The organism is Saccharomonospora marina XMU15, from assembly GCF_000244955.1.
In the GTDB taxonomy this organism is placed as follows: Bacteria; Actinomycetota; Actinomycetes; order Mycobacteriales; family Pseudonocardiaceae; genus Saccharomonospora_A; species Saccharomonospora_A marina.
The window spans coordinates 3,970,098-3,997,003 of sequence record NZ_CM001439.1 but is presented as its reverse complement, the minus strand read 5'-3'; the positions used below and the strand labels follow the sequence as shown (position 1 = coordinate 3,997,003).

Here is a 26,906-nt window from a genome sequence, read left to right as displayed (position 1 = left end):
GGAGTCGGTGGTGGATTGGCTGTCACCGCAGGAGGCGGTGGCGGGGCCGCGGCTCGCGGCCGGGGCGGTGGCGCCGCCGAGGCGAGCGGAGCCACCGCGCCGGGTGCGGGAGCTGGTTGACAGGCGCTCGGCGACCGCGAAGGTTTTCGCGCTGTCGGACGGGCGCACGCAGGTCGAGGTGTCGCCGGTGCCGCGGCATTTCCGTGATGCGCAGGGGAAATGGCGAGGGATCGACACGACGGTGCGTAAGGGCGGGCCACAGGGCTACCGCTTTTTCAATGACACCAACACATTTCGGTCGCGGTTCGGCGCTTCGTCGGACAATCTGGTGCGGTTCGAGCACGGCCGCAAGAGCATCACCGTGGGTTTGGCGGGGGACAGGCGGGTGGTGGAGCCTGCGGTAAAGGGGAACACGGTCACGTATCGGGGCGCGATTCCCGGCGCGGATGTGGTGTATGAGGTGACCGGTGAGGGGTTGAAGGAAAAGATCGTGCTGGCTGAGCCGCCTTCGGAGGCGGTGTTCCGGTTCTCGTTGCGGCTGGGTGGGGTGACGGCTCGGGAATTGCCGGATGGGGCCATCGGCTTCTTCCCCGTGGGCGGGGCGGGGGATGGTCCGCCGGTATTGGTGATGCCTGCGCCGTTCATGTACGACCAGGTCAGCAAGGACAAGTCGCCGTACGGCAGGGCTTTCAGTCGCCGGGTGAAGCAGACGGTGGAGCAGCGGGGCTCCGAGTTCACGGTCACGTTGTCCGCGGATGGGCAGTGGTTGCGGGCGCCGCAGCGACGGTATCCGGTGGTGATCGATCCGACGATCAAGGTGGAGCCCACCCCGACCACGGGTGAGGATGTGCAGATCTGGTCGGACACTCCGGACCGCAACGACGGGTCGAGTTACCGGTTGTCGGTGGGTACGGATCCGTGGGGCGTGGCGCGGAGTCTGGTCAAGTTCGACACCTCGATGGTGGCTGCGGGCACGGCGTTGGATTCGGCGCGGCTGCGGGTGTATTACGACAACGAGTTGCACACCGGCGCCAACGATGTGGAGATCGAGGCGCGGCGCGTCACGCAGGCTTGGAGTGAGGACACCGCTACCTGGAACAGTGTTCATAGTGCGTTCGCCGAGGCGGGTCTGTCCACTCAGGTCAAGCAGGCGAACACGGCGAATGTGTGGCACGAGTTCGATGTGCGCAACATCGTGCAGTCGTGGGTGTCGGGTTCGGCGGCGAATCACGGCGTCATGCTCAAGCCGGTGGACGAGACGCTGGGCCGCGGCGGGGCGATCTATCAGGCGGCCGAGTACGCCTACAACGGCGAGGTGGCCAACCGTCCGAAGCTGGTGCTGACCTACGGGCGCCCGAGCGTGGACTTGGCGTATCCGACCACGATCCATGCCACCGGTGCGGAGCTGGGGTGGCAGCCGTATGCCGATGCCGATCCGGAGGACCCGGCCGATGATGTGGTGGAGTATCAGGTGCACCGCAGCGTGTACCAGACGTTCACGCCGTCGGCGTCGACGCTGATCGCACCGCTGGCACCGGGTGTCACCTCGTTCACCGACACCACGGCTGAGCCGACACCGGCGGACTCGCCGGATCCGTTCGGCAACGCGTATTACTACATGGTGGCGGCCAAGACACGGGACGGCCAGCTGATTCCCGGGCCGACGCAGGTGGCCAGGCTACCGAAGGCCGGGCGCACCACCCGGATCTTCCACGGCGGAGCGGACGCGACCACGCTGTCGTCGGCGCAGCCGAACACCAACCTCAACAGTCTGGGTGGGCAGCCGTGGCTGTCGGTGGGGATCAACAGCTCCACCTACGGCACCACCCGCTCGGTGATCCGCTTCCCGGACCTGTCCGGTATCCCGGCGAACGCGCAGGTGGAGTCCGCCGAGTTCGGGCTGTGGGGGTTCTATTCCTACGGCTCGGGGGCGCGCGTCAACGTGCACCCGCTGACGCGGTCGTTCGTGGAAGACGAGGCGAGTTGGAACCAGGCCTCGGCGGGCACGGCATGGTCCAGCGGCGGAGGCGATTACGGCGCCTTGTCCGACCAGATCGACACGATCAGCAACGATCCTCGCTGGAACTGGTGGGATGTCTCGGACGCGGTGCAGGGGTGGGTGTCCGACCCGGCCAGCAACCACGGTCTGATCGCGCGGCTGAACGACACGATCGACACCCAACGCACCCTGTTCCTCTCCGACGAGGCCGCCGAGCCGCAGCTGCGGCCCAACCTGGTGGTCACCTACACCGAGCCAACCGCGCCCGGCACTTACCACGCCCCGGACACCCCTTCGATGCGGATGATCCCCGGCGATGAGTACACGATCCCGGTGACGCTGACCAACACCACGAGCACGACCTGGTCGGCGACGGATCGCGCGCTGTCCTACCGGTGGAGCCTGCCCGACGGCACCGATGCCACCACCGGCGGGAACCGGCTGGAGACCGCGTTGCCCGCGGATGTGCCGCCGCAGGGCACCGTCACCGTGCAGGCGAAGGTGAAAACCCCCATTCAGAGCGATGCGGGCAACAAGCGCGAACAGTTCGTGCTGGCCTGGGATCTGCGTGACACCGCGGGCGGCACGTGGCTGTCGGACACGGCGGGCATCCCGCCCCTGGAGCAGAACGTCACGGTGGAGGACCCCACCAGTGACCAGTTGGGTCTGGAGAAGTTCTACTCCTACGCGGGCACGGCTACCGGCGCCGGGTCGAACGTGCTGGTCAACCAGTACGCGGGCAACACCGTGTTCTCCTACGACGCGCTGTCCAACCCCGGTCGCGGGCTGTCGACGTTCGTGCGGCTGACCTACAACAGCATGGACACCTCGGCCACCTCCATGGGCTACGGGTGGTCGCTGGCCGCCTCCGGGCTGGCGCGCTTGGGCACCTCGCTGGAGTTGCATCCCCGGGGGCAGGACTACCCCACCCGGATCACCGTGCCCGACGGGGACGGCACCTCGCATGTGTTCACCCTCGACAAGCACGGCTCCACCGATCCCGCGGTGTGGACCTACGATCCGCCCGCGGGGGTGCACCTGTACGTGCGGCGCCACGAAGGCAACGATGCCGCCCGCCGCTGGTCGCTGACCCGCCCGGATCGCACCCAGTTCTTCTTCGACGAGCAGGGCTGGCTGTCCGCGGTGGTGGACCGCAACGGCAACACCCAGACCTTCACCTACACCGAGCGCAAGTCCCACAACCAGCCGCGCAAGTTCCTCGCCTACGTCACCGACCCCACCGGGCGCAAGACTCTGCGGCTGGACTACTGGGAGAAGGGCGAGACCAACAACCCGCACCTGCTGGACATGGTGCAGTCCATCACCGACATTTCCGGCCGCACACTCACCTTCGGCTACGACGACAAAGGCCTGCTCACCGAGATCGTGGACGGCGCGGGCACCGCGAAGGCCAAGACATTCGGTTTCGGCTACGACGCCACCCAGGGCAACAAGAACGTCAAACTCGTGGCCGTCACCGACCCGCGCGGCAACACCACGGACCTGGCCTACTACGAGGCGCCGGTCGATCCGTTGGACAAGTGGAAGGCACAAACCCTGACCGACCGGCTCGGTGACGCCACTGACTTCGCCTACACCGACCCGGACGGTTCCACCGGCTCGGAGATGGAATCCACTGTCACCGACGCCGAAGGGCACGCCACCAGCTACCGCATGGACGGCTACGGCAGGCCGATCCGCACCACCAACGCCAGGAACGAAACCACCCAGCTGGGCTGGGACGCCGACAACAACGTCGTCTCGCTCACCGAAGCGAACGGTGCCGTCTCGACGTGGACCTACGACCCCAAGACCGGTTACCCCACCTCGATCCGTGATGCCGAAGCCGTCGCCAACAACACACCTGCGACCACGCTGGAGTATCAGACCGGTCTGGCTGGCCACACGGCCGAGTTGACCGCGAAGGTCACCCCGGAAGGGCACCGCTGGGAGTTCGGCTACGACGGCAACGGCAACCTCACCACGGTCACCGACCCCAAAGGCGTGGCCACTACCGGCGTGGGCGATGACTACCAGACCAGCTACGGCTACGACCAGTATGGCCAGCTGCTCACCGCCACCGACGCGAACGGCAACACCACCACCTACGGCGACTACCACCCCGCCGGCTACCCCCGAAGCACCACCAACGCACTCGACGAAACGTCCACTGTGGTCTACGACGAGCGCGGCCAGGTCACCGAAGCCACCAACGCCGCGGGCGCCACCACCACCATGACCTACGACGTCTTCGGCCGACCGCTGGAGACCACTACTCCCAAAGACGCAGCGGCGGGTGAGGTGATCACCACCCCGGCGCCGGTGTATGACGCGAACGACAATGTCACGCGGTCGACCGCCCCCAACGGTGCGGTCACCACCGCCACCTACGACGCCGCCGACCAGCTCACCACGGTCACCGAACCCAAGGACACGCCGACCGGGCCGGAGCGCAAGTCCACGTTCGCCTACGACAAGGTCGGCAACCTGGTCTCGGAGACTCAGCCGCTGGGCACGCTCACCCCGACCGACCAGGACGACTACGTCACCCGCTACGCCTACGACGCGATCAACCAGCTCACCAGGGCCACCAACGCCGCAGGCGACGTCATCACCTATGACTACGACAACGTCGGCAACCTGGTGACCGTCGTCGACCCCCGCAAGAACGCCACTCCGGACACAGCCGACTACACCACCAAGTACGGCTACGACGCCAACCACCGGCAGGTTTCGGTCACCGATGCCGGGGGGAACGTGACGAAGCAGTCCTACGACCTCGACGGCAACGTCGTGACCACGACGGACGCGGAGAACAACACCACCACCTACGTCTACGACCAGCGGGCGAAGGTCACCGAAGTACGGGTGCCGCACAAGGGCGACGGCAGCGGCGGCGTCATCGCCCGCACCACCCGGTTCGAGTATGACCAGGTGGGCAACCAGACCCGCGTCATCACCCCACGCGGGGTGGACACCCCCGCGGACCCGGACGATTTCGCCACCCGCACCGTCTACGACAAGCTCAACCGCCCCATCGAGAAGCACTCCGCCTACGATCCCGACGACGCGCGTTACAACACCGCGGACGTGATCCGCTACGCCTATGACGCGGTGGGCAACCTGACCGAGGTCTCCGCGCCGCCGTCGGCGGGCCAGTCGCTGCGCAACACCACGACCTACGAGCACTACGACAACGGGTGGATCCGTTCCTCGACCGACCCGTGGGGCATCGCTACCAGCTACGACTACAACCCGCTCGGCCAGCAGACCACTCGCACCCTGACCTCGGCGGGCGGGTCGTCCTCGCGCACGATGACCTGGGGTTATTTTCCCGACGGCAAGCTTGAGTCGCGCTCCGATGATGGTGTGCCGGTCGGGTTGCGGGTTGCGCTGGCCGATAATTCCGACACCCAAGACGTCACCACCACCGGTGTCTGGGACGTCTCGACCGCGGGTGGCGGCTTCCACGGCCACAACTACCGCACCGCGCCCGCCGGCACCGGAGGCGCTACGTTCCGGTGGAACCTCGTGCTGCCCGATGCGGGTAGCTATGAGGTGTTCGTCAAGTACCCCGACACCGCGAAGGCCACGAACGCGAGGTACACCGTCTCACCTGGTGATGGTGGGCAGTATCCGGTCACGGTCAACCAGACCCAGCAGGCCGGGCAGTGGGTCAGCCTCGGCAGTTGGCAGTTCAACGGTGGCGCCGGGCAAAGCGTCACCCTCTCGGACAACGCTGACGGGTTGGTGGCAGCCGACGCGGTCAAGCTTGTCCGCGACAACTCCGGTGACACCGACACCGAGGCCAAGACCTTCGGCTACAGCTACGACGCCAACGGCAACCTCTCCAGCCTGTCCGACGACAGTTCCGGCGCGAAGGCCGACGCCTACGCCATGACCTACAACGGCCTCAACCAGCTGGCCAAGGTCGAGGAAAAACTCGCCGGCGCACTGCGGAACACCACCAGCTACACCTACAACGCCAACGGCAACCCGCTGTCCCGGGATCATGACTCCCAGACTGCGGCGTTCGAGTACAACTCGCGTGATCTGGTTTCGAAGGTGACCAATACCGAAACCGGACAGTCTCCCAAGGTCACCGGCTATACCTATACGGCGCGTGGGCAGGTGTTGCGGGAGACCAAGGCCAACGGCAACGCGGTGGACTATACCTATTATCGCGATGGGGCGCTGGCTTCGCAGGTGGAGAAGAAGACCGACGCCACCCTGGTGGCCCGGCATGATCTGGTCTACAACGCGAATGGGCACCGCACCCGCGATGCCTCCAAGGTGCAGAACGCGGATGATCCGAGCGCGTATTTGGATCGGGTGCGGGAGTACACCTATGACCCGCAGGACCGTATCGCGCATGTGACGAAGAAGGACGCGGCCACGGGTGCGGTGTTGGAGGACGAGGACTACGTTCACGATGCGGGTGGCAACATCATCGAGCAAACCGTGGACGGTACGACGGCGAGTTACACCTATGACCGTAACCGGCTGACCTCGGTCACCACGGGCGGGGCGACGGCCTCCTACAACTACGACCCCTACGGGCGCCTGTTCGGTGTCAAGTCCGTGGGGGAGATGTTGGAGGCGTGGGTCTACGACGGGTTCGACCGGGTCGCCACGCATCACAAGCGCACCGATGCGGGCGGCATCGAGACGAGCACCTACACCTACGATCCGCTGGACCGCACCACCTCGAAGACCAGCGGTGGGGACACGACCGACTTCGCCTATCTGGGTCTGTCGGACAAGGTTATCACCGAAGAAATTTCTGGGCAGGTTCAGCGGTCGTATGCCTACGACGCCTGGGGCGGGCGGCTGTCGCAGCTGAAGCATGACACCGACGGCACCGGCCCCGAGGTCGACGAGGATTCGTTCTACGGCTTCAACCCGCACACCGACGTCGAAACGCTGACCACCGAGACCGGTGACACGCGGGCCACCTACGGCTACACCGCCTACGGCAAGGACGACGAGGAAGCGTTCACCGGGATCGATAAGCCGGATGCGCAGAACCCGGGCCGGGAGCCCTACAACGTCTACCGGTTCAACGGCAAACGCTGGGACCCCCACTCCGGTAGCTACGACATGGGGTTTCGGGACTACAACCCCGGCCTGAACCGCTTCCTCACCCGCGACACCTACACCAGCGCCCTGGCCGACCTCAACCTGGCCACCGACCCCTACACCGGCAACCGCTACGCCTTCGCGGGCGGCAACCCCATCACCCGCATCGAGATCGATGGGCATATCAGTTGCACCGGACCCGACGGCATCGACTGCGGCATGACGGACCGCGCCAGCTGGAGCAACTTCTACGGCGACAGCGGCGAGCCGAGTGGTTCCTCGACACGCACCGCAGCGGCGGGTACTGCGCCTTCGTCGTACGAAGGGTGCATGCGCAAGTACGGCGCTTGCGCAGTCGACCACGACATCGAACTGAGCGTCGCTGAACTGGGTCACGGCGCGTTGGACGTGGCTGGCCAAGTCCCCGGATTCGGTGAGCTCTTCGACGGCGCCAACTGTGCCTGGTACGGAGCCGAAGGCGACAACCTCAACGCCGCTGCGTCCTGCGCCGCCATGATCCCCATCCTCGGAAACCTCACCACACTCGGCAAACACCTCGGCAAAGCCGTAAACAACACGGCGAACACCGCAAACGCCGGGGCACGTGCACTACCTGCGAGCGTGCAGGTTCCGTTGGGCAACTCGAAGTATGGCTTGGAGCACATCCTCCGCCGACATTCGTTCAACTCGCTCACAACGAAACCAGCTTCGAAATTCTCTCGTGGCATGGGGTATATTGAGATCCGAGGAGCGATCAACGACGCCGTCGCGCGAGGGGGCACGTGGCGAGTGGAGGGAGCATCCCGCGTGCTCGATACCAGTGTCGGTCGCACCATCGGTACCGACCTCGCAGGAAACTCGACTAGCGGAATCCGGGTGGTCACCGATGAGACCGGATCCGTCATCACCTCCTATCCGATTCCATGGCCATGATCGAACTCTCCCTGCTCCCGGCCCCCGACTACGACGCCGACGCCGATGCCGGCGCCGAGTCAGCTCCGGCCGCGGCAATCGAGCACACGTACTTTGTCGTGCTCGTTCGGCTCAACATTGACGGACAGGAACTCTTGGCATTCCCTGGTGTCTACTCGGACCGGAGGCCATTGCCCGCGCTCGGATTCGCGAGTCAGTTGCTCAGGACCGTTTCAGAGCTCGGGCATGGCGAGTCGGGGACGGTCACGTTGGAAGATGGAGGGGTTCTCTCTATCGCTCGTGACGGCGACCACTTGGCAGTTGCGAGTTCGCTCGCGGCAACCCGCGTGACTGTGCTTCGCAGCGATCTTCTGGGCGCGGCGCGGGCCCTCGCTCGAGTCGCGTGTGACTACGTACTCTCCGTGTCGCCAGCGATGGCAACGCATGCCTCGTGGCGCGATTGGTGCCCGGAGGTCCCGTGATCAGATTCTTTGCGGGAGTCATGGCCTTCCTGACTGCGTGGCTCGGGTTGATACAGCCCGCTGCACGGGGCGGTGGCCGTGGGACTGGCCAACACCTCGCGCGGCTCGTGGTGGCCGTTGCGCACCACCAGCCGGTGACCGCCCTCGTCGCGCTCGCCAGCGAACTGCGCGACATAGACGTCCACCTCTGCCCGCAACGCCTCGTCCAGCATCCGCCGAGCACCCTCACGCACGATCCCATCGATCAACGACGACGAGCCGGGCTGGTCGTTGGAGCCGGTGCCCGGTAGGCGTAGTCGGTCGTCTCAGTCCCGCTGGTCTTCGACACCGTCCGGTCGAGGGGATCGTAGGTGTAGGTGCTCGTCTCGATGCCGCCCGCATCGGTGCGCTTGTGATGGGTGGTAGTGCGGTCGAACCCGTCGTAGACCCATCGCGTTAGCCAGGACCTTCGCCTCCTCGAGTATCTCGTTCGCGAAGCGGTCGAACTTCACGCCGTTAGCAAGGTGACCCACCACGCACGAAGATCGCGGACATTCCCGATCAAAGTCGACGATGGTGGAGACGACTCGGTTCATGGTTCCCCGAGGAGCTGCAGCAGGTCGAGCGCTTCACCGGTGGTGACTTCACCGTCGATCATGTCGCCAATCTCGTCCAGCCTTGAGACAGCGGCAGAGATCGCATCCTCCCAGGCGTCCTCGAACTCGATATCAATTGGCCGGATCGGACCGCCCCCGGTGCCTTCAACGAAACCGCGCCGCACGAATGACGCCCAAGCCTGGGCAGCCGCGGGTGAGAATCGGCCGTCGATCAGACCCCGCAGGATGCTGACTGCGGCGACTCGCGTGACAATCAACGGTGCTCCGATCGATCTCGCGGCTTCTCGTACCGAGAGGTGATCAGCTGTCGAGATGTCGACGAGGGCGTTCGCGTCACCTTCCAGCGCGCGCCGCAGCGCCTCGGAGAGCTTACGGTCCACCACGCACCCACTCGGTCCCGAGTTGGCCATCGGGACCCATCGTATTCTTGTGCTCGCGAAGCACCTCCCCGGTGCGATCAACCTGACATGGGGTTTCGGGACTACAACCCCGGCCTGAACCGCTTCCTCACCCGCGACACCTACACCAGCGCACTGGCCGACCTCAACCTCACCACCGACCCCTACACCGGCAACCGCTACGCCTTCGCGGGCGGCAACCCCATCAGCCGCATCGAGATCGACGGGCATTGGTGGGACTGGATCGAAGACACTGCCGAGGCCATTGGTGATGCCGCGAGTTCTGCGACAGAAGCCGTCGGTGATGCGGCAGGATGGACCGTTGACAAGGCTGTCGGTGCCGCTCGGGGCTTTGACGAGGTTTCTACTGAAGCCTGGAACGATCTTTGGGCCACTGGTTACAACATTTGGGAGTGCAGAAGCTTCTCCTCTGCGGAGTGCGGGCACAATATGGCGGCGCTCGGTGGGGTTGTAGAGCAGGTGACCAGCGACCCGCTGGGTACCTCGGCAGCGATGTGGAACAGCATCGTCGACCCTATCGCCGAACATTGGCAAGCCGGACGCGAAGGTGAAGCCATCGGCCGCGGCATCGGGGAAGTCTTCGGCACGATCGGCGGGTTGGTCACCAAACTCGGGCGAGTCGACATCCCGAACAGCCGTGCAAAGCGGTGTTCGTTCACTGGTGAGACCACCGTTCTCATGGCCGATGGCAGCCGCAAACCCATCGAGGACGTCAAGGTCGGCGACTGGGTCATCGCCACCGACCCCGAAACCGGCGAACAAGTCGCCAAACGCGTCACACACGTCTTCGTCCACAACGACACCGTCATCGACCTCGTCGTTGCGGGAGACGTCATCACCACCACCGAAGACCACCCGTTCTGGTCCGCCACCGACCAGCGATTCGAACGCGCCGACCAACTCAGCCCGGGCGAGCAGGTCCTGGGAGCAGAAGGCCAGGTCATCACGGTGTCCGGACTCCGGCTCGGGACGGCACGCGACGGACTAGCCTACAACCTCAGCATCGAGGGCATCCACACCTACCACATCGGCCAGAACGACATCCTCATCCACAACGACTGCTTGACCGCCCTTCGAGATTGGTCGAGCCGACGGTACCATTTCGGGAACGTCCAGTTCCAGCTAGACAAGTCGGGCCTGTCGCACATCCTTCAACGGCATCATCCCAGCTACTGGGACGGCACCACCAAGGCCCGGCAGACGTTTTTCGACGACTCGATGAGCATCGCGGATGTGGAGAACGCCATCGGCGCCGTCGCCAGACAGAACCGGGACCAACTGATCAACATCGGCGCCGGAACGCGCCAGGTCCAGGGCACGGTCGACGGAATCGATTACGTGCTCGGCGTATCCGGTGGACGGATTAGGCAGTTCTACCCAGGAGTGCTTCCATGACCAGAGTCAAGATCGCAACTTTGGTGCGCCTCGAAACCGGGTTCGTATCCGTTGACAACCTCGAACGGTATGACGGCGACCCTGAGCACGTCGCCGGAGCCATCAGTCTGGTGATCGACGGGACGGAACTGCTCGGCGCGGACCTCTGGGACGACGTCAACTGGCTCTGGCCGCTCATCGTTCATGCCCTTGACGACTACAGGCGCACCGGCTCGGGCAAGTGTGGTTTCCCAGATCAGCCGATCGCATTCTCAGCGGAGTCGGCTGGGGCGGGAACAGTTCTCATCCGAGTGTTTGATGGCGAGTCGATCGAACGATCCTCCGCGGTGCCCGAGGATGATCTCTTCGAAGAGGTTGCTCGAGCTGGGATCTTCTTCTTCGACGAGCTTCAGAGGATCTGCCCGGGCACCTCATACGGCGTCACCGAGCGAACGACGCTGGAAGGGTGGCGCCGATGAAGCGAACGGCCAGCTGCCGGTCGACGATCGTGATGTCAGTGAGCCTTTGCCAACCTGGATGGCTAGTACTGCAACTGAGCTTGGCCCCGTAGCACGGATACCCGATCTGAGGTGACCGTTGGTCACCAGGAAGGATGTCGCTGTGCCTGCTCCTCACCCGCCTGAGTTCCGTCGTCGTGCCGTTGAGCTGGCCCGTCAGGGCGAGCAACCGATCTCCCATACATACCCGCGACGGTTCACCCTCACCGGTGGGATGCTCGGTGATATCGGTCAACCACGAAGCCGTCGAACTTCACGCCGTTAACAAGGTGACCGATCACTCACAAAGATCGCGAACACTGACACTCCCGATCAAGCCGACGAAGGCGGAGACGACCCGGTTCATGGTTCCCGAGGATCTGCAGCAGATCGGGCGCTTCACCGGTGGTGATTTCGCCGTCGATCATGTCGCCGATCTCGTCCAGTCTTGAGACTGGCGGCAGAGCTCGCATCCTCCCAGGCGTCCTCGAACTTGATGTCGATTGGCTGGATCGGACCGTTCGCGGTGCCTTCGACGAAGCCGCGCCGCACGAATGACGCCCAAGCCTGGGTAGCCGCGGGCGAGAATCGGCCGTCGATCATGTCGGTGTATGGGCTCAGGACATCCTTGACGGTTTGTCGTCAGGAGATGCTTGACGTTCGTCGAGCTTGGCGCCGGCTGCGGTGACGTGGAGCCGGGTGATGGGTTTGGTGCTTCGGCGGGGGCGGACTGCGATCTCCTCTTCGCCGTGGAGGATGCGCAGGTGGGTGTCTTCGATGACGACGGTGACGATCTTGCCGCGGTGACGTGGGCCGAGTTTGATGCCCTGGCCGGCGACCATGATGCGTCCGCTTGCGTGGACTTTTCGTTGCGCGCGAAGGGATCCAGCGGGCAGCGGGGGCGGTGGCAGAGGTGTGGAGGGTATCCGGGTGCCGCGAAGCCGGCGGATCTTGTCGGCGTCGATGGGGCAGGGCCAGGTGCCGATCAGGGCGTTGTCGGCGACGGCGTGCAGCAGGTGCCCGTCCAGCCGCAGGGTGACCCGGCGTCTGGCCCAGGCGAACCCCACAAGGTGGTTGGTGCCGCCGATGGTGACGATGCCGTCCTTTTTGACCGCGCGGTCGATCTCGACGGCTTGGCCGGGCTGGAGGACGGCTGTGCCGTTGGCGCGGCGTAGTGCTGGGCGCTCAGGTGCGGGCCCGGCTCGTCGGGCGCCGCGCATCGCCAGGTAGTCTTCCGGCCGTAGCCGGGAGGCGACGGTCCGGATGACATGACCGTCGTAGCTGAGGTGGATGCTGCGCAGATCGGCCCAGACCGTGACGGTGCGGCCGGCCATGCTCTGATGCAACGACACGACTTGGCATCCGGACCGGATCTGCACGTCTCCGCTAGGTGAGACCCGGACGTCGAACTCCACGGCCGCACCGTCCCCGTCGGAATGCCGCGGCGGCTCGATCACGTCGATCACCAGCGACGCCGACTGCTGCTGTGGCGGGTCGGCGGGCTCGAGACGGGTCGGCCCGTTGGGGCGGAACAAGCTCGCGGGAACCGCCATGTCCAGTGCCTGGTGCGGCCGTTGCTGGTTGTAGGAGGCGATCCAGGCGTCGATGGCCTCTTGCGCCGCCGCAGTCGACTCGAAGGGCGCGACATGGTCGAGGAACTCGGTGCGCAGCGTCTTGTGGAACCGCTCGATCTTGCCCGTTGTCGTCGGTGACCGCGGCTTGGTCAGACGCTGTTTGATGCCGTTGTCGCGGCAGATTTTCTCGAACAACACCTCCACCGGCAGCGGCTTGAGATAGCGGCCGGTGAACTGACCTCCATTATCGGTCAGCACTTCCGCGGGCACGCCGTAGCGGCGCATGGCCGCGGTGAACGCCTCAGCCACCTCTCGCGCGGACGGCGTGACCAGCACGGTGGCGATCACGATGAACCGTGAATGGTCGTCGATTCCGGTCAGCAGCTTGCACTCACGACCGTCGGCCAGCGGGACCCCGCCGACGATATCGAGCTGCCACAGATGCATCGGAGTCTGCCGCTGCCACCGCTTGTACTTGCGTTTGTGTTGCTGGGCCTGCGGATCGACCATCCCGTTGCGGGTCAACACCCGATGCACTGTCACCCGAGACGGCACCACCGCAAGATCGTGACCGGCCAGTTCATGACTGATCCGGCGCGCTCCCCACCGGGGATTCTCGCGACGCAACCGGCAGATCAACGCCTCCACCTCGGGACTGACCTTCGTCGGACTCGTATGTGGCCGCCGGGAACGATCAGCCAGCCCGGTCATCCCCTCGGCCTTGAACCGCCTCCGCCAGGTATCCACCGACTGCCGTGTCGTGCCGTAGCGGACCGCGACCTCGCTGATCGGCGAACCACCCAAAACCTCGACACCGCCCGATACCGGTACTCCACCACCGCCTGCTGATCCACAACCCGCCCATCCGCCAACCACCACGCGCGCGCAGAACAAGATCACGAACAGCTCTGGGGCGTCAAGCATCTGCTGAGAACAAACCGTCAAGGATGTCCTGAGCCCCTACATTTGACACATCAGACCCCGCAGGATGCTGACTGCGGCGACTCGCGTGACAATCAACGGTGCTCCGATCGATCTCGCGGCTTCTCGTACCGAGAGGTGATCAGCTGTCGAGATGTCGACGAGGGCGTTCGCGTCACCTTCCAGCGCGCGCCGCAGCGCCTCGGAGAGCTTACGGTCCACCACGCACCCACTCGGTCCCGAGTTGGCCATCGGGACCCATCGTATTCTTGTACTCGCAAAGCACCTGCCCGGTGCGATCGACCTGCCATGGGCTTTCGGGACTACAACCCCGGCCTGAACCGGTTCCTCACCCGCGACACCTACACCGGCGCACTGGCCGACCTCAACCTGGCCACCGACCCCTACACCGGCAACCGCTACACCTTCGCGGGCGGCAACCCCATCAGCCGCATCGAAATCGACGGGCATATCAGCTGCACCGCACCCGACGGCATCGACTGCGGCATGGAAAAGCGTATCTCCGGCAGTACGACGCAAGAGCGATTGGCGGCGAGAGCGGCACTTGAGCAGCCTGCGCTGGGGCCGATCTGAACCGCGAAGAACAACGCTTCCTCCGCCCGGTTGGTTACGAGGGCAACGGCGAGCTGTCCACCCGCGACGCGATCGCCCTGGCCGGGAAGAGTCAAATGGCCTGGCAGAAGGTCTGCACACTCATTAACCGAAGCACCGACAGCTGCTACGCAGGCACCACCAGACACCCCACCTTCCAAGACGCCGAACCCTTCGCCAAATTCCTCTACCAACTATCCCCCATCGCCGATATCGCCAACTGCGCAGAAGGCGACCCAGAAGGCTGCGCATGGCTCGCAGCCAACCTGATCCCCACCAGCAAAGCCGCCAAAGCAATCGGCAAAGCCGCAGACTCCGTGGACGAACTCGCGCAGATCGGCTTCCGAAGCAACACATCACACATTTTCCGAAATGCACCTGGACACCTAGCTGAGGACACCGCTGAAAATCGAGCTCTAATCAAGAGCGCTCTCGACCCGGCGAACCTCCGCCAGACGGATCCGCTGAAGGATGGTACACTTCTTTATAGATATTTTAGGATCCTTCCTGACGGAACCCAGGTGTGGGCAGAGGTTCGCAATGGCGAGATCACCAATGGAGGCCTCAATGACACCCCCCGATAACCCTCAACCAGAGCAAGATCTCCTTACTCCGCATGAGGCATTCCTGGCGATGACTGACTTTATCTGGCAGTTTGCCCAACGGGCTGGCGACGACCTGATCACCCTTATTGGTGACACCGAGATCGAGGCTGATGGCGGCCCCTTCGATCCGGCTGCTTGGGAAGATTGGCTGACGAGTGTGGCCAAGATCCGAGAGGGTAGACCGCCGCGGGAGGCTGATGGCGGCCCGGTTGATCCGACTGCTTTCGAACATTGGCTGGCGAGGGAGGCAAAAATCCGAGAGCGTAAGGGTTCCTGACGCATTGTTTTGGTGAGTCGGCGGCGAGTTCAGGTGGTGGAAGCATCCGTTTCGAAGAGTTCGGTGAACACTTCGTTGGGTTTTTTCCAGTTGTGGATCTTAGAGCGTGTCTCGTTTGGTTCTTTGTCGTTGGGCTGTCATGATCTTGTGCTGTGATCGACTCGCTGTCGCAACGGTTGGTGCCCGACGAACTGTGGGTGTTGGTGGAACCGCTGATTCCACCGGCGAAGGAGCGTCCGCAGGGTGGCGGCCGGGCGCGGACGGATCCGCGGGCGGTGTTCACGGCCATCGTGTTCGTTTTGACCAGCGGTTGTGCGTGGCGACACCTGCCGCCGTCGTTCGGGGTGTCGGTACCCACGGCGCATCGGACGTTCACCAAGTGGACCGAGGTCGGGTTGTGGAGGCAGGTGCACCAGGCGGTGCTGGACGAACTGGGTGGCCAAGGGCTGATCGACTGGTCGCGCGCGGTCCTGGACGGAGCATCCGTCAGGGCCAAAAGGGGGGCGGCCTGACCGGTCCGAGCCCGGTCGATCGCGGCAAGCCCGGCTCGAAGATCCACGTGCTGTCCGACCGGGCCGGCATGCCCTTGACGGTCGGGATCTCCGCAGCCAACACCCACGACAGCCACGCGCTCAAGCCACTGGTCAACGCGCTGCCCGCAATCCGATCCCGCCGGGGACTCCGGCGCCGGAAACCGGCCAAACTGCACGCGGACAAGGCCTACGACATCCCCCAGTTGCGTGTCTGGCTACGTCGCCGCGGCATCATCCCGCGTATCGCCCGCAAGGGCATCGACAACAGCGAGAAACTCGGCAAACACCGGTGGGTGATCGAACGGTCCATCGCCTGGCTCACCGGCTACCGGCGACTGACCCTCCGCTACGAACACAAACCCAGCCACTACCTCGCCTTCCTCACACTGGCCGCCACCCTCACCTGCTACAAAAAACTCACCAAATGAGACAAGCTCTAATTACTCGGTCGTGCCACTGACCCGTTCCCCTCGATTCCTCACAGGATAACCCTAATTGGGCCCCTGTCCAGGATCTTCGAGGCCCCTCAGGGTCCCAGCGTTTGCCGTTGAACCGGTAGACGTTGTAGGGCTCCCAGCCCGGGTTCTGCGCATCCGGCTTATCGATCCCGGTGAACGCTTCCTCGTCGTCCTTGCCGTAGGCGGTGTAGCCGTAGGTGGCCCGCGTGTCACCGTTGGGCTTGGTCAACGTTTCGACATCGGTGTGCGGGTTGAAGCCGTAGAACGACCGCTCATCGGTTTCCGGGCCGGTGCCGTCGGTGTCATGCTTCAGCTGCGACAGCCGCCCGCCCCAGGCGTCGTAGGCATACGAACGCTGAACCTGTCCAGAAATTTCTTCGGTGATGACCTTGTCCGTCAGGCCCAGGTAGGCGAAGTCGGTCGTCTCAGTCCCGCTGGTCTTCGACCCCGTCCGGTCGAGGGGATCGTAGGTGTAGGTGCTTGTCTGGATGCCGCCCGCATCGGTGCGCCTGTGATGGGTGGTAGTGCGGTCGAACCCGTCATAGACCCACGCCTCCAACATCTCCCCCGCGGACTTGACACCGAACAGGCGGCCATAGGGGTCGTAGTTGTAGGAGGCCGTCGCCCCACCCGTGGTGACCGAAGTCAGCCGGTTACGGTCATAGGTGTAGCTCGCGGTGGTGCCGACGCTTGAGCTCTCGCAACTCGGCCGCAGCATCAGCGGTCAGGCCGGGTTTGACCCTATCCTCGGCATCAGCCTGTCGCAGCCACTTCTGCACCGTCATCGGATGAACCCCGAAGTCGTTGGCGACCTGCTCAATCGTCACACCCGGCTCACGGTTACGCGCGGCCCGGACCACGTCCTCACGGAACTCACGCGGATAAGGCTTGGGCACGATGGCATCCTTCCACGCTTGACTCTCGACAAGCGAACTCAGATGTCACAGAACCCTTCACCAGCCCCACGTTGTCGCTCAGGCTGATGCAAGAATCGGCTCACCGTCCATGATCAGCTCCGCACATCTGACCGCTAAACCAGCCTCATCTGACCACAAGATTGCTTCGAGCAACCAAGTTGACGAAGCACTGTCGAAACGAACGTGAACTTCGGTCAATTCTGCATAATCCCATCTTGCAGGCAGTCCATTGAAAAGGCGCAGATCGGTGAAGCGCCTGCACCAGAGCTCGTGATTGGACTCCTGTCCAGCTTCAACAACCGTAACCGTCAATTTTGCGTCATGCTTTTCCAAGTCGACAGCTATTTCGTTCAGCGTGCCACCCCAAAGGGCGTCCGTGCGCACTAACTTCCTCCTCGTATTTTGTTAATTATATTGAGAATATCTTCCAATGAATTATCACTTATGTCGATATGGGTCAGGGCTCGATCGGTCGAGGCGATACCAGAAACCGTGTAGGCCTGCCTTGCCAGGAACGCTGATTCGATAATAGTTTGTTCGTCCACCACTTTGCTCCATCACTCGCACAGCAATGAGCCTTTTTCATCCGTTCGCGGGTTCGTGGTTCTGTAGGACGTGGGTGGCTTTGGTCAGGCGGTCGGCGCGGCGTGGGCAGTTGCGGAGTTTGCGTAGGATGCGCCAGGTCTTGAGCTGGGCGTTGGCGCGTTCACCGGGGCCGCGGTGCCGGGCGTGGGCCCGGTTGGCGTCGGTTTGCGATTCGGGCTTGTTGCGGCCCTTGTACGGCGTGATCACGTGTTCTCCGGTCGGGTCGTAGCCGTGGTAACCCTTGTCGCCCAACGCGATCAGCCCGGCGTCGCGCAGGGCGGCGAGAATATTTCCAGATCCGGCGGCCGCGGTGTCATGCGTGGCGCCGGGCAGGTCACCGGACACCCACAGGATGGTGCCGTCCGGTGAGGCGATGACCTGCACGTTCACCCCGTGCTTGCGGTGTTTGCCCATCGCGGCGTTGTCGCCGCACGCGCCGACCCGGCCCATCGATCCGGTCAGTCCGTGAGCGCGCAACAGGCGCCGGTAGGCTGCCGATCGGAATTGGGCTCCACGGTCGGAGTGGACCACGACGCCGGCCGGGTCGCGCAGCGCGATCGCGTTACGCAGCGCCGCGACTGCGAGTGAGACCCGCATGTGCGAGTCGATGGAGTAGCCGAGAATCTTGTTGGAGTGGCAGTCCTTGATCGCGCACAGGTAGAGTTTCCCTTCGCTGGTGGGGTGCTCGGTGATGTCGGTCAACCATGTCAGGTTCGGTGCGGCGGCGGTGAACTCGCGGCGCACCAGGTCGTCATGCACCGGCGGCCCCGCCTTCCGGTGGAGGCCTTTCTTCTTGGCGTGCAACGAAAAGATCTGTTGCACGGCCAAGGACCACAAACCAAAGATCAACTTACCGAGAAAACCTCATTAGATCGCTGACACTTCCCTGTGATCAACAGTGTCCCAAGGACGTCGGAAGAACACCCACACTTGACCATCGTCGCGCCGCAACCTTGACCACGTCACTGTCCCCAGCGAGCACCACATGAAACGGGACCGCAGGCCGGTCCCACCACTCCCCGAGTTCGACCGGACTTGCCCATATCTCAGCCGCAGATTTCAGCGAACGCACAAGCGAATCCAGCTCCCCTGTTCCCTCGTCCGCGAGTAGCTGGTCTGGCTCCGTAACCATCACGACATAGCCCTGCCCAGCCGGCAAGCCTTCCAGTTCAGCAATGCATTCATGGAAGGCGTCTCTGTTTTCACCGAAGTAGAGTGGGAACTGCAACGCAGCCGCGAACTCGTTGAAAACCCCCTCAAGCGTTCGCATCTTGCGCCCACGCACAATCCGAGCGGTCAGTCCCGACTCCGCCCAACCCCACACCGCAGAGTTGATCGCCTGGCGACCACCTTCAAAGAGAAATAGCCAGTGCTCCGGATCCGCCCTTAGTAGCCTTCGAATGTCAGCCATCCTGTCGCTCCTCGGATAAGGATGAATGTATCATAGTGATCGCCTGTGAAGTAGGCGGACCCATCACTACCAGTGATAAGACGCTCCGGTCCGCGGTCGACCCCTTGACGTAAGGGTTCACGTCCCACTCTCGATAGGTGACCCCAGGGGTCCCGGGTAAGAGCCCATCCTCGTTTTTAAAAATCTTTCCTCCCTTGTAACCTGGTAGCGGCGCGCCCTTGTCATCCACCCGATCAAGGACTCTCGAAATCTTTTCCGAAATCGGCCCGATTGAGAACGCGTGATCTGTCGACCTTGCCGCCTCACCGATTGCTTTGGCGGCTTTGCTGGTGGGGATCAGGTTGGCTGCGAGCCATGCGCAGCCTTCTGGGTCGCCTTCTGCGCAGTTGGCGATATCGGCGATGGGGGATAGTTGGTAGAGGAATTTGGCGAAGGGTTCGGCGTCTTGGAAGGTGGGGTGTCTGGTGGTGCCTGCGTAGCAGCTGTCGGTGCTTCGGTTAATGAGTGTGCAGACCTTCTGCCAGGCCATTTGACTCTTCCCGGCCAGGGCGATCGCGTCGCGGGTGGACAGCTCGCCGTTGCCCTCGTAACCAACCGGGCGGAGGAAGCGTTGTTCTTCGCGGTTCAGATCGGCCCCAGCGCAGGCTGCTCAAGTGCCGCTCTCGCCGCCAATCGCTCTTGCGTCGTACTGCCGGAGATACGCTTTTCCATGCCGCAGTCGATGCCGTCGGGTGCGGTGCAGCTGATATGCCCGTCGATTTCGATGCGGGTGATGGGGTTGCCGCCCGCGAAGGTGTAGCGGTTGCCGGTGTAGGGGTCGGTGGCCAGGTTGAGGTCGGCCAGTGCGCCGGTGTAGGTGTCGCGGGTGAGGAACCGGTTCAGGCCGGGGTGGTAGTCCCGAAACCCCATGTCGTAGCTACCGGAGTGGGGGTCCCAGCGTTTGCCGTTGAACCGGTAGACGTTGTAGGGCTCCCGGCCCGGGTTCTGCGCATCCGGCTTATCGATCCCGGTGAACGCTTCCTCGTCGTCCTTGCCGTAGGCGGTGTAGCCGTAGGTGGCCCGCGTGTCACCGGTCTCGGTGGTCAGCGTTTCGACGTCGGTGTGCGGGTTGAAGCCGTAGAACGAATCCTCGTCGACCTCGGGGCCGGTGCCGTCGGTGTCATGCTTCAGCTGCGACAGCCGCCCGCCCCAGGCGTCGTAGGCATACGAACGCTGAACCTGCCCAGAAATTTCTTCGGTGATAACCTTGTCGGTCAGGCCGAGGTAGGCGAAGTCGGTCGTCTCAGTCCCGCTGGTCTTCGACACCGTCCGGTCGAGGGGATCGTAGGTGTAGGTGCTTGTCTCGATGCCGCCCACATCGGTGCGCTTGTGATGCGTGGCGACACGATCGAGTTGTATTCGAACGCCGCTGTCTCAAATAACGGATGTGACCACTAAGAGCTTGTCTCATTTGGTGAGTTTCTTGTAGCAGGTGAGGGTGGCGGCCAGTGTGAGGAAGGCGAGGTAGTGGCTGGGTTTGTGTTCGTAGCGGAGGGTCAGTCGCCGGTAGCCGGTGAGCCAGGCGATGGACCGTTCGATCACCCACCGGTGTTTGCCGAGTTTCTCGCTGTTGTCGATGCCCTTGCGGGCGATACGCGGGATGATGCCGCGGCGACGTAGCCAGACACGCAACTGGGGGATGTCGTAGGCCTTGTCCGCGTGCAGTTTGGCCGGTTTCCGGCGCCGGAGTCCCCGGCGGGATCGGATTGCGGGCAGCGCGTTGACCAGTGGCTTGAGCGCGTGGCTGTCGTGGGTGTTGGCTGCGGAGATCCCGACCGTCAAGGGCATGCCGGCCCGGTCGGACAGCACGTGGATCTTCGAGCCGGGCTTGCCGCGATCGACCGGGCTCGGACCGGTCAGGCCGCCCCCCTTTTGGCCCTGACGGATGCTCCGTCCAGGACCGCGCGCGACCAGTCGATCAGCCCTTGGCCACCCAGTTCGTCCAGCACCGCCTGGTGCACCTGCCTCCACAACCCGACCTCGGTCCACTTGGTGAACGTCCGATGCGCCGTGGGTACCGACACCCCGAACGACGGCGGCAGGTGTCGCCACGCACAACCGCTGGTCAAAACGAACACGATGGCCGTGAACACCGCCCGCGGATCCGTCCGCGCCCGGCCGCCACCCTGCGGACGCTCCTTCGCCGGTGGAATCAGCGGTTCCACCAACACCCACAGTTCGTCGGGCACCAACCGTTGCGACAGCGAGTCGATCACAGCACAAGATCATGACAGCCCAACGACAAAGAACCAAACGAGACACGCTCTAACTCGTAAGCCCGAACGGATGACATCCCACCGTCGCAACATACAGTACCGACTTTCCAGTCGAAACCTCTTCTCGTTGCTCTTTTGAAATAAAATCAACACTAGGCAACGGTCGAGTCTGCGTTTCAATCCGAACACGGCACGGCACATTCTCTCGTAGATCGACCCTACCGACGGCTACTGTTTCTGAGTGTTCATCCAACGTGGAATATCGCCCCGGACGGCGCTCCCAGGAAATATTCGGAATCGAGAATACTGCTTCCGGATCCACGTCACCACGGGATCCGAGAAAATAGTTCTCCAATAGCGCCTTGTACTCATTTCTACCAATCAGGCGGAATCCGTAGTCGGTCCTTATTTGATCGGACAGTTCCGCGTTATTCTCCTGCTCCTCGGGAAACTTCGAGCATCCACCAAGGGCACCGACGACCGCTGCAACGACGAGCCAAAGCAGGAGGGAGCGCAGTCGAGCCTGTGTCATCTGTAGCACCGCCACGCATCGAAACAATATACTGCTGTCGCCTGTGCCATATTGGTGCGCACGGAGCGCACATACGAGGTTATCCCGTCGCTTGCCGCGACTCTACCATTAAGAGCTTGTCTCATTTGGTGAGTTTCTTGTAGCAGGTGAGGGTGGCGGCCAGTGTGAGGAAGGCGAGGTAGTGGCTGGGTTTGTGTTCGTAGCGGAGGGTCAGTCGCCGGTAGCCGGTGAGCCAGGCGATGGACCGTTCGATCACCCACCGGTGTTTGCCGAGTTTCTCGCTGTTGTCGATGCCCTTGCGGGCGATACGCGGGATGATGCCGCGGCGACGTAGCCAGACACGCAACTGGGGGATGTCGTAGGCCTTGTCCGCGTGCAGTTTGGCCGGTTTCCGGCGCCGGAGTCCCCGGCGGGATCGGATTGCGGGCAGCGCGTTGACCAGTGGCTTGAGCGCGTGGCTGTCGTGGGTGTTGGCTGCGGAGATCCCGACCGTCAAGGGCATGCCGGCCCGGTCGGACAGCACGTGGATCTTCGAGCCGGGCTTGCCGCGATCGACCGGGCTCGGACCGGTCAGGCCGCCCCCCTTTTGGCCCTGACGGATGCTCCGTCCAGGACCGCGCGCGACCAGTCGATCAGCCCTTGGCCACCCAGTTCGTCCAGCACCGCCTGGTGCACCTGCCTCCACAACCCGACCTCGGTCCACTTGGTGAACGTCCGATGCGCCGTGGGTACCGACACCCCGAACGACGGCGGCAGGTGTCGCCACGCACAACCGCTGGTCAAAACGAACACGATGGCCGTGAACACCGCCCGCGGATCCGTCCGCGCCCGGCCGCCACCCTGCGGACGCTCCTTCGCCGGTGGAATCAGCGGTTCCACCAACGCCCACAGTTCGTCGGGCACCAACCGTTGCGACAGCGAGTCGATCACAGCACAAGATCATGACAGCCCAACGACAAAAAACCAAACGAGACACGCTCTAACTACATCTTTCATGTTGTCTACTCCAGCATTGTAGCCATATGCCAAGAGTTCCTCTCTTGTATGGTCACCATACGTCGTCCTACCACCACCCAATGGTAGCTCTCTCTGCAAGTCACTGAGATGGTATGCGGTGACCATTATCGAGAGCTTGTCATTACCGAGAAGTTCACCCCAATCATCAACACCGCGAAATACTTCAGGATGCTTTTGGATAGTCTGATCAAACACTTCCTCGTTGATCTGTGTCATACCGATGGTGGCCTTCGAGTACAGGCCGAAGGAGTCTAGCACGTACAGTTCATTCTCAAGTCCATTGAACCAGAACCCTCGAAGATGACTCTCGCGTTGGACGATCCCTCGTAGCAGCCTCGCATCGATACCCGCATCCCGAGCCACACCTGCGATGAAGTCATCATAGTCATCGTAGTCGGGGAAACTAAACGCATCCGACAGAGCGTCGGCCATGTCCGCAAAAATATCGCTATCATCGGCGTGGACTCGTTCCGCTTGCACAGGCATCGCAGTTTCTGAGCTGCCGGCATCCCCGTAGAAGTTGCTCCAGCTGGTGCGGTCCTGCATGCCGCAGTCGATGCCGTCGGGTGCGGTGCAGCTGATATGCCCGTCGATTTCGATGCGGGTGATGGGGTTGCCGCCCGCGAAGGCGTAGCGGTTGCCGGTGTAGGGGTCGGTGGCCAGGTTGAGGTCGGCCAGGGCGCTGGTGTAGGTGTCGCGGGTGAGGAAGCGGTTCAGGCCGGGGTTGTAGTCCCGAAACCCCATGTCGTAGCTACCGGAGTGGGGGTCCCAGCGTTTGCCGTTGAACCGGTAGACGTTGTAGGGCTCCCGGCCCGGGTTCTGCGCATCCGGCTTATCGATCCCGGTGAACGCTTCCTCGTCGTCCTTGCCGTAGGCGGTGTAGCCGTAGGTGGCCCGCGTGTCACCGTTGGGCTTGGTCAACGTTTCGACATCGGTGTGCGGGTTGAAGCCGTAGAACGACCGCTCATCGGTTTCCGGGCCGGTGCCGTCGGTGTCATGCTTCAACTGCGACAGCCGCCCGCCCCAGGCGTCGTAGGCATACGAACGCTGAACCTGCCCAGAAATTTCTTCGGTGATAACCTTGTCGGTCAGGCCGAGGTAGGCGAAGTCGGTCGTCTCAGTCCCGCTGGTCTTCGACCCCGTCCGGTCCAGCGGATCGTAGGTGTAGGTGCTCGTCTCGATGCCGCCCGCATCGGTGCGCTTGTGATGCGTGGCGACCCGGTCGAACCCGTCATAGACCCATCGCGTTAGCCAGGACCTTCGCCTCCTCGAGTATCTCGTTCGCGAAGCGGTCGAACTTCACGCCGTTAGCAAGGTGACCCACCACGCACGAAGATCGCGGACATTCCCGATCAAAGTCGACGATGGTGGAGACGACTCGGTTCATGGTTCCCCGAGGAGCTGCAGCAGGTCGAGCGCTTCACCGGTGGTGACTTCACCGTCGATCATGTCGCCAATCTCGTCCAGCCTTGAGACAGCGGCAGAGATCGCATCCTCCCAGGCGTCCTCGAACTCGATATCAATTGGCCGGATCGGACCGCCCCGGTGCCTTCAACGAAACCGCGCCGCACGAATGACGCCCAAGCCTGGGCAGCCGCGGGTGAGAATCGGCCGTCGATCAGACCCCGCAGGATGCTGACTGCGGCGACTCGCGTGACAATCAACGGTGCTCCGATCGATCTCGCGGCTTCTCGTACCGAGAGGTGATCAGCTGTCGAGATGTCGACGAGGGCGTTCGCGTCACCTTCCAGCGCGCGCCGCAGCGCCTCGGAGAGCTTACGGTCCACCACGCACCCACTCGGTCCCGAGTTGGCCATCGAGACCCATCGTATTCCGGTGCTCGCGAAGCACCTCCCCGGTGCGATCGATCTCTTGGACGTAGAGCTTGCCGTAGCCTGGATTGTCCGCAGGCGAGAAGAACTGCAGCCGGTAGCCGCCGCCCGGGAGTGCGATCGCTTGGAAGTCCTGGCTCTTCGAGGTCGGGCGGTTTCCAGTGGTCGTTGCGAATCCTGACAGATGGGGGTTCGCATGCCGAGATACGCGCCGAACAAGATGCCTACGGAGGTCAAGCGTCGCCACTTTGAGTTGATCAGGACAGGGACGTCGGGCTCGGCGGCCGCCAGGCAGGTGGGTGTGTCGCTGAGCTGCGGGTCGGTGTGGTTCGTCGACGCTGGCCGGGTGACCTTCATCGAGAAGCCGATCAGCTCGCGGTATCTGGATCAGGACGACCGGATCGAGATCGACAGCTACCCGGACCGGACCCACACCGGCAAGCGACGACGAGCTGGCGAACGAACATCAACCTCCTACACGGTCAACCTCCCGTTCTGCTGGGCGCACGAAAAGAGCTCAATTCCGATTAACGTCGATATCCGCCAACCAGCTCCACTGGTCGCCACGCGCCCGCAGGCGCTGGAAGACCTGATCCAGGCAGCCGACGAGGCTCACACCCTCTGCCCGAATGAAGCCCTGATCTCCAACCCCCGGACCAGACAACACCACCGTCCAGGGTTCATCACCGTCGGATGCTCTCTCGTGGTCGACCTTCACGATGACCGTCACGCCCGAACGGCCCAGCCGCTCCATCATGTCTTCGACATTTCTCAACTTCATCAGTACCCCCTCAGTGCAGACGCAATGTCGGCCACACCGTACAGTTGACCCTTGCCCACCTGGTCGATGACTCTCCGCAAATCGGCAGACGTCGGGCCGCTAACCACTCCGTTTCGCTCCATCAGTTGCTCGATTACTGCCTGGGCTGTGCGCTTGTTTCCATTGTCATACATGTGTCCGCCAGCAATGTCCCGAATTACTACCGCAGACTTTTCCCAGAAGCTTCCGTAGCGGCTAGCGTTCACTATCGTGTTGGCCGGGGACCCATGCATCAATGTCGAGCCACCGAACCGCGCGTTGATCTCGCCGATCTCCTCTGCACCAACACCAACCTTGAAGCCCCCGTTGGGCGATGCCTTGACTCCGGCGTTTGTGGCGTTTTCTATCTTACCTGCGGCTTTGCCGAGGTGTTTGCCGAGTGTGGTGAGGTTTCCGAGGGTGGGGATCATGGCGGCGCAGGACGCAGCGGCGTTGAGGTTGTCGCCTTCGGCTCCGTACCAGGCACAGTTGGCGCCGTCGAAGAGCTCACCGAATCCGGGGACTTGGCCAGCCACGTCCAACGCGCCGTGACCCAGTTCAGCGACGCTCAGTTCGATGTCGTGGTCGACTGCGCAAGCGCCGTACTTGCGCATGCACCCTTCGTACGACGAAGACGCAGTACCCGCCGCTGCGGTGCGTGTCGAGGAACCACTCGGCTCGCCACTGTCGCCGTAGAAGTTGCTCCAGCTCGCGCGGTCCTGCATGCCGCAGTCGATGCCGTCGGGTCCGGTGCAACTGATATGCCCGTCGATCTCGATCCGGCTGATGGGGTTGCCACCCGCGAAGGTGTAGCGTAGGTGGCCCGCGTGTCACCGGTCTCGGTGGTCAGCGTTTCGACATCGGTGTGCGGATTGTGCCCGTAGAAGGACTGTTCGTCGACCTCGGGGCCGGTGCCGTCGGTGTCATGCTTCAGCTGCGACAGCCGCCCGCCCCAGGCGTCGTAGGCATACGACCGCTGAACCTGCCCAGAGATTTCTTCGGTGACGACCTTGTCCGTCAGGCCCAGGTAGGCGAAGTCGGTCGTGTCCCCACCGCTGGTTTTCGAGGTGGTGCGGTCCAGCGGATCGTAGATTTAGGAGGCCGTCGCCCCGCCCGTGGTGACCGAATTCAGCCGGCTACGGTCGTAGGTGTAACTCGCCGTGGTGCCGCCGACGTCCAGGGCGCGCCGCAGCGTGCGGCAAGCCAACGCGGTCTTCGTT

22 protein-coding genes and 4 pseudogenes are annotated in these 26,906 nt (G+C 63.3%); 10 read left to right on the top strand and 16 right to left on the bottom strand.

What is annotated here, in order from left to right; all coding sequences use genetic code 11:
- The first annotated feature begins 10 nt into the window (after positions 1–10).
- Positions 11–8,011 carry a DNRLRE domain-containing protein gene (locus tag SACMADRAFT_RS18780; RefSeq protein WP_157617273.1) on the top strand — a complete coding sequence of 2,667 codons (8,001 nt, stop codon included), beginning with the start codon at positions 11–13 and terminating at the stop codon, positions 8,009–8,011.
- Positions 8,002–8,472, top strand: coding sequence for a hypothetical protein (locus SACMADRAFT_RS18775; protein WP_040925773.1), 471 nt, complete (start codon positions 8,002–8,004; stop codon positions 8,470–8,472). The genes SACMADRAFT_RS18780 and SACMADRAFT_RS18775 overlap by 10 nt, the downstream gene beginning before the upstream one ends.
- Before the next feature lie 74 nt (positions 8,473–8,546).
- On the opposite strand, the pseudogene SACMADRAFT_RS30500 reads toward SACMADRAFT_RS18775, so the two are convergent.
- Both SACMADRAFT_RS30500 and SACMADRAFT_RS18765 read right to left on the bottom strand, forming a co-directional pair.
- Positions 8,547–8,720, bottom strand: a pseudogene (locus tag SACMADRAFT_RS30500) (IS256 family transposase); the annotation flags it as partial.
- Positions 8,721–9,043: 323 nt separating this feature from the next.
- On the bottom strand, positions 9,044–9,478 hold the full coding sequence (locus tag SACMADRAFT_RS18765; RefSeq protein ID WP_157617272.1) for a hypothetical protein: 435 nt from the start codon (positions 9,476–9,478) through the stop codon (positions 9,044–9,046).
- A gap of 57 nt (positions 9,479–9,535) precedes the next feature.
- Here SACMADRAFT_RS18765 and SACMADRAFT_RS18760 point away from each other — a divergent pair, with 57 nt between their 5' ends.
- From SACMADRAFT_RS18760 to SACMADRAFT_RS18750, 3 genes are all read left to right on the top strand, one after another.
- Complete coding sequence (locus tag SACMADRAFT_RS18760) at positions 9,536–10,882, top strand: polymorphic toxin-type HINT domain-containing protein (RefSeq protein WP_009155414.1); 1,347 nt, start codon at positions 9,536–9,538, stop codon at positions 10,880–10,882.
- Positions 10,879–11,340 (top strand): hypothetical protein, encoded by a 462-nt coding sequence (locus tag SACMADRAFT_RS28610; protein WP_009155413.1) that lies wholly within the window; start codon positions 10,879–10,881, stop codon positions 11,338–11,340. The genes SACMADRAFT_RS18760 and SACMADRAFT_RS28610 overlap by 4 nt, the downstream gene beginning before the upstream one ends.
- A 260-nt stretch (positions 11,341–11,600) precedes the next feature.
- Positions 11,601–11,810, top strand: a complete 210-nt coding sequence (locus SACMADRAFT_RS18750; RefSeq protein WP_009155412.1) for a hypothetical protein — start codon at positions 11,601–11,603, stop codon at positions 11,808–11,810.
- 231 nt (positions 11,811–12,041) lie between these two features.
- On the opposite strand, the pseudogene SACMADRAFT_RS18745 reads toward SACMADRAFT_RS18750, so the two are convergent.
- Positions 12,042–13,804 (bottom strand): annotated as a pseudogene (locus SACMADRAFT_RS18745) (IS481 family transposase); the annotation flags it as partial.
- A 358-nt stretch (positions 13,805–14,162) separates the two neighbouring features.
- On the opposite strand from SACMADRAFT_RS18745, the gene SACMADRAFT_RS18740 reads away from it, so the two are divergent.
- The 4 genes from SACMADRAFT_RS18740 to SACMADRAFT_RS29265 all read left to right on the top strand — a co-directional run bounded on the left by SACMADRAFT_RS18740 (position 14,163) and on the right by SACMADRAFT_RS29265 (position 16,308).
- Positions 14,163–14,447, top strand: coding sequence for an RHS repeat-associated core domain-containing protein (locus tag SACMADRAFT_RS18740; RefSeq protein WP_040925770.1), 285 nt, complete (start codon positions 14,163–14,165; stop codon positions 14,445–14,447).
- A gap of 95 nt (positions 14,448–14,542) precedes the next feature.
- A complete protein-coding gene (locus tag SACMADRAFT_RS30495; RefSeq protein WP_009155409.1) occupies positions 14,543–15,049 on the top strand; it encodes a hypothetical protein in 507 nt (168 codons plus the stop codon).
- A complete protein-coding gene (locus SACMADRAFT_RS30035) occupies positions 15,033–15,347 on the top strand; it encodes a hypothetical protein (RefSeq protein ID WP_009155408.1) in 315 nt (104 codons plus the stop codon). The genes SACMADRAFT_RS30495 and SACMADRAFT_RS30035 overlap by 17 nt, the downstream gene beginning before the upstream one ends.
- A 152-nt stretch (positions 15,348–15,499) precedes the next feature.
- Positions 15,500–16,308, top strand: a protein-coding gene (locus SACMADRAFT_RS29265; RefSeq protein ID WP_085977930.1) for an IS5 family transposase whose coding sequence is annotated in 2 segments (ribosomal slippage) — positions 15,500–15,842 and positions 15,842–16,308 — 810 coding nt in all. Because the reading frame shifts where the segments join, the coding sequence is not laid out codon by codon here.
- Here SACMADRAFT_RS29265 and SACMADRAFT_RS18725 read toward each other — a convergent pair.
- The 12 genes and pseudogenes from SACMADRAFT_RS18725 to SACMADRAFT_RS18685 form a co-directional block, all read right to left on the bottom strand.
- Positions 16,298–17,056 (bottom strand): hypothetical protein, encoded by a 759-nt coding sequence (locus tag SACMADRAFT_RS18725; RefSeq protein WP_040925769.1) that lies wholly within the window; start codon positions 17,054–17,056, stop codon positions 16,298–16,300. The genes SACMADRAFT_RS29265 and SACMADRAFT_RS18725 overlap by 11 nt on opposite strands.
- Positions 16,998–17,234 (bottom strand): transposase, encoded by a 237-nt coding sequence (locus tag SACMADRAFT_RS29260; protein ID WP_083840939.1) that lies wholly within the window; start codon positions 17,232–17,234, stop codon positions 16,998–17,000. Before SACMADRAFT_RS29260 ends, SACMADRAFT_RS18725 begins: the two co-directional genes overlap by 59 nt.
- A 78-nt stretch (positions 17,235–17,312) precedes the next feature.
- Positions 17,313–17,639 (bottom strand): hypothetical protein, encoded by a 327-nt coding sequence (locus tag SACMADRAFT_RS30030; RefSeq protein WP_157617271.1) that lies wholly within the window; start codon positions 17,637–17,639, stop codon positions 17,313–17,315.
- 198 nt (positions 17,640–17,837) lie between these two features.
- Positions 17,838–18,251 (bottom strand): annotated as a pseudogene (locus tag SACMADRAFT_RS29685) (IS5/IS1182 family transposase); the annotation flags it as partial.
- Positions 18,252–18,653, bottom strand: a pseudogene (locus SACMADRAFT_RS29680) (DDE-type integrase/transposase/recombinase); the annotation flags it as partial.
- A gap of 79 nt (positions 18,654–18,732) precedes the next feature.
- On the bottom strand, positions 18,733–19,251 hold the full coding sequence (locus SACMADRAFT_RS29250) for a barstar family protein (RefSeq protein WP_009155406.1): 519 nt from the start codon (positions 19,249–19,251) through the stop codon (positions 18,733–18,735).
- Positions 19,244–19,780: a ribonuclease domain-containing protein gene (locus SACMADRAFT_RS29245; protein WP_009155405.1), complete on the bottom strand. Its 537-nt coding sequence runs from the start codon at positions 19,778–19,780 to the stop codon at positions 19,244–19,246. The genes SACMADRAFT_RS29250 and SACMADRAFT_RS29245 overlap by 8 nt, the downstream gene beginning before the upstream one ends.
- Before the next feature lie 95 nt (positions 19,781–19,875).
- Complete coding sequence (locus tag SACMADRAFT_RS18710) at positions 19,876–20,607, bottom strand: RHS repeat-associated core domain-containing protein (protein ID WP_009155404.1); 732 nt, start codon at positions 20,605–20,607, stop codon at positions 19,876–19,878.
- Between the two features lie 90 nt (positions 20,608–20,697).
- A protein-coding gene (locus SACMADRAFT_RS29240) for an IS5 family transposase (protein WP_085977930.1) occupies positions 20,698–21,506 on the bottom strand; the annotation gives its coding sequence in 2 pieces (ribosomal slippage) (positions 20,698–21,164 and positions 21,164–21,506; 810 coding nt in all).
- Positions 21,507–21,555: 49 nt separating this feature from the next.
- Entirely contained in the window at positions 21,556–22,053 is a 498-nt protein-coding gene (locus SACMADRAFT_RS30025; RefSeq protein ID WP_157617270.1) for a hypothetical protein, read from the bottom strand.
- A 106-nt stretch (positions 22,054–22,159) separates the two neighbouring features.
- A protein-coding gene (locus SACMADRAFT_RS29235; RefSeq protein WP_085977929.1) for an IS5 family transposase occupies positions 22,160–22,968 on the bottom strand; the annotation gives its coding sequence in 2 pieces (ribosomal slippage) (positions 22,160–22,626 and positions 22,626–22,968; 810 coding nt in all).
- A 9-nt stretch (positions 22,969–22,977) separates the two neighbouring features.
- Positions 22,978–24,060 carry an RHS repeat-associated core domain-containing protein gene (locus tag SACMADRAFT_RS18685; RefSeq protein ID WP_040925768.1) on the bottom strand — a complete coding sequence of 361 codons (1,083 nt, stop codon included), beginning with the start codon at positions 24,058–24,060 and terminating at the stop codon, positions 22,978–22,980.
- Between the two features lie 1,173 nt (positions 24,061–25,233).
- Here SACMADRAFT_RS18685 and SACMADRAFT_RS30490 point away from each other — a divergent pair.
- A complete protein-coding gene (locus SACMADRAFT_RS30490) occupies positions 25,234–25,716 on the top strand; it encodes a hypothetical protein (RefSeq protein ID WP_198285873.1) in 483 nt (160 codons plus the stop codon).
- On the opposite strand, the gene SACMADRAFT_RS18675 is transcribed toward SACMADRAFT_RS30490, so the two are convergent.
- Positions 25,668–26,300: a hypothetical protein gene (locus tag SACMADRAFT_RS18675; protein WP_157617269.1), complete on the bottom strand. Its 633-nt coding sequence runs from the start codon at positions 26,298–26,300 to the stop codon at positions 25,668–25,670. The two genes, SACMADRAFT_RS30490 and SACMADRAFT_RS18675, sit on opposite strands and share 49 nt — an antisense overlap.
- Positions 26,301–26,906 lie beyond the last annotated feature (606 nt).